The following is a 3,406-nucleotide window of genomic DNA, read 5'->3' as shown; positions in this document are numbered from 1 at the left end:
GACCATCGAGGCGTTCTTCGTCGTCTCGCTCTCGTGGAGCGTCACCGCCTACCTCCCGCTGTGGTTCGGCACGACCATCGAGGCGAATTCCGACGCGGGCGCGCTCGTGGAAGTCTACTACGAAGCCGACACGAGGGACGCTCGCCGGTGGTTTCGCGCGACCCGAGCCGTCGTCCGGGACATGTTCGGTGAGGAGGTGCTCGACGCCGCCGACGCCATCGACTACCTCGATTCGCGCGTCACCGAATGGGCGGGTGACCGCCGGGAGGTGGTTTTCACGCGTTGATGGCAATCGGTTTTTATCCGCCTACCGTCTACCATCGGTCAGTGACGCAGACGAACGAGGAGAACGCACCCGACACGCTCCAGACACCGACGCACGAAGCGGCGCTGACCCGCGTCGAGACGGCCATCGGGAACGGGGACCTCCTCACCCTGTTCGGTCGCTGTACCGTGGAGTACGACGGTCGGGCCGAGAGCTATCTCGGCCCCGGCGACCGCCTCGTCGTGCTCAAACCCGACGGGACGACGCTGGTCCATACCGAGGAAGGACAGAAACCCGTCAACTGGCAACCGCCGGGCGGAACCGTCTCCGCCGAACTCGTGGATGGTCGCCTCCGCGTCGGCAGTCGCAGGGACAGCCCCTCCGAATCGTTGGACGTTCACTTCGAGGAGCTCAGGCAGGTTTCGTCGTTCGACGTTACCGACGCCAAGGAGCTATCGCTCGCCGGAACCGAGGAGGACCTCCGCCAGCGGATTCTGGACGACCCGGACCTCGTGGAGAGAGGGTTCACCCCACTGGCGACCGAGCGCCAGACTGCGGCGGGAGCCATCGACATCTACGGCAAGGACGCGGACGGAATCACGACGGTGGTCGAACTCAAGCGCAAGCGCGTCGGTCCGGACGCGGTCGGCCAACTCCGACGCTACGTGGACGCACTCCATCGGGACCTCCACGCCGGAGCGGAGGTTCGCGGCGTGCTGGTCGCTCCCTCGGTCACCGAACGTGCCCGTAGCATGCTCGCCGAGAGCGGACTCGAATTCGTCTCGTTGGCACCCTGAAAATCAGTCCAACTGCGATTTCAGCCTGTCGAGTAGTTGCAACGCTTCGAGCGGCGTCGTCGCCGCGACGTTGGTTCGTCGGAGTTCGTCCACTACGCCGTTCGAGTCGGACGGCATGGAATCGGCGGCATTCTTTTCCTCCGTCATCGGGTCTTCCATCCCGCCGTTCCCCTCCGCCAGCAGTTCCTTCGACCGCTGGATGACCGACTCCGGCACGCCCGCAAGTCCGGCGACTTCGACACCATACGAAGCCATCGTCGCACCCTCAGAGATGTGGTGTTCGAAGACGACCTCGCCGTCGCGTTCCGTGGCAGCAAAGTGGAGGTTGATGGCGTTCGGCAGGTCGTCGGCGACGTAGGTCAGGTCGTGGTGATGCGTGGCGAACAGCGTCTTCGCCCCGATTTCGTCGTGGACGTGCTCGGTCACCGAGCGGGCGATGGCGAAGCCGTCAGTCGTGCTGGTTCCGCGGCCGACTTCGTCCAGCAGGATCAGCGAGCGGTCGGTGGCGTTCTGCAGGATGTCCGCGAGTTCGGTCATCTCGACCATGAACGTCGAGCGGCCGCCCGCGATGTCGTCGCTCGCGCCGACGCGGGTGAACACGCGGTCCACAAGTTCGACCCGTGCCTCGTCGGCGGGGACGAAGCTCCCGACCTGCGCCAGAATCGAGATGAGCGCGACCTGCCGCATGTAGGTGGATTTCCCGGCCATGTTCGGGCCGGTGATGACCGCCAGCGTGTCGCCCTCGAAGCGGGTGTCGTTCGGCACGAACGAGGACTGGGTTCGCTCCACGACGGGGTGGCGACCGTTTCGGATCTCGATGCCGTCCGAAACGATTTCGGGGCGCGAGTAGCCGTGTTTGGCGGCGACTTCAGCCAACCCGACGAGCACGTCGAGTTCGGCCAACGTCTCCGCGAGCGACTGCACCCGCTCGGACTCCTCGGCGACGGCGTCGCGCACCTCGCGGAACAGGTCGTACTCCAACTCGTCGGCACGCCCTTCGGCGCGGATGATTTCGTCCTCGCGTTCCTTCAGTTCCGGCGTGTAGAAGCGCTCGGAGTTCTTCAGGGTCTGTCGTCGGGTGTAGTCGTCGGGCACCTTGTCGAGGTTCGGGTCCGTGACTTCGATGTAGTAGCCGTGGACCTGATTGTAGCCGACCTTCAGGGAGCCGATACCCGTTCGCTCGCGTTCGCTCGCTTCGAGGTCGTCGATCCACGCCTTTCCGGAGCGTTCGGTCTCGCGGAGATCGTCCAGTTCGCCGTCGTAGCCCGACTTGATGACGCCGCCCTCCGTGATTTCGATGGGCGGTTCTTCGGGAATCGCGCGGCCGATCCGGTCGCGGACGTCGGCCATCTCGTCCAGATTCCCGTGGAGGGTACGGAGTTTCGCGGATTCGACGCCCTCCATCGCTGCCGCGATGTCGGGCACTACGTCGAGCGTGGCCTTGAGCGAGCGAAGGTCACGGGCGTTTGCCCGGCCACGCGAGACGCGGGAGATGAGCCGTTCGATGTCGTAGACGTTCCGGAGGAGTTCGTGGACTTCCTCGCGCGCCTGCACCGTCGTGGTCCACTCCTCGACCGCGTCGAGTCGGTCCTCGATTCGGTCGCGTTCCAGCAAGGGTCGCCGGAGCCAGTCGGTGAGCTTTCGGCTGCCGAGTGCACACGCGGTTTCGTCCAGCACGCCGACGAGCGTGGCCTCGTCCTGTCCGTGAACGGCACGGGGCGAGAACAGTTCGAGGCTCGTGAGTGCAACCGCATCGAGGAGCATGTACGACCGCGGGTCGTAGCGCGTGAGGTGGTTGAGGTAGTCGAGACGGGACGATCCGTCGTCCGCATCGTCGCCCATTCCCTCGCTGCCGCGGACGTACTCGGCGTACGAGAGCAGCGCACCGCAGGCGCGGATTTCGGCGTCGGTGGCGAGGAGTCGCTCCGGCGGCCCGAAGTAGTCCGCCACGAGGTCCGTCGCACCGTCAATGTCGAACGTGGCCTCCTCGTAGGTCGTGACCATGCAGTCGGCGTCGAAGACGTCGGATTCGGTAGTTTCCTCCGCGATCGAGGGGGCGACGATTGCTTCCGTCGGGGCGAATCGCTCCACCTCGCTTCGGACCTCGCTCTCGGTTTCGACGGTCGTCGCGTAGAAGTCACCCGTCGAAACGTCGAGGATGGCGAGCCCGTAGCCCTCATCGTGGGAAAGACAGGCGACGAAGTTGTTGTCGTCACCGTGGAGCAGTTCGTCCTCGGTCAGCGTTCCGGGCGTGACGACGCGGGTGACGGCGCGTTCGACCACGCCGGAGGCGTCCGCCGGGTCCTGTACTTGGTCCGCGACCGCCACGCGATACCCCGCGTCG

General features: G+C 65.6%; 3 protein-coding genes. 2 read left to right on the top strand and 1 reads right to left on the bottom strand.

All coding sequences use genetic code 11. The annotated features are described in order from the left end of the window. Positions 1 to 286 (top strand): DUF6735 family protein (locus WBV42_RS04365; protein ID WP_423984946.1); only part of this gene is annotated, 286 nt, incomplete at its 5' end. A gap of 41 nt (positions 287 to 327) precedes the next feature. After that, positions 328 to 1,062 carry an endonuclease NucS gene (gene nucS, locus WBV42_RS04360; RefSeq protein ID WP_423984945.1) on the top strand — a complete coding sequence of 245 codons (735 nt, stop codon included), beginning with the start codon at positions 328 to 330 and terminating at the stop codon, positions 1,060 to 1,062. 3 nt (positions 1,063 to 1,065) lie between these two features. Here nucS and mutS read toward each other — a convergent pair. Beyond that, the coding region (gene mutS / locus WBV42_RS04355) for a DNA mismatch repair protein MutS (protein WP_423984944.1) at positions 1,066 to 3,406 on the bottom strand (2,341 nt) is incomplete at its 5' end.

The sequence above is a fragment of the Haladaptatus sp. genome, assembly GCF_049589095.1.
Taxonomy (GTDB): Archaea; Halobacteriota; Halobacteria; order Halobacteriales; family Haladaptataceae; genus Haladaptatus.
This window is presented reverse-complemented; position numbering and strand designations above follow the sequence as displayed.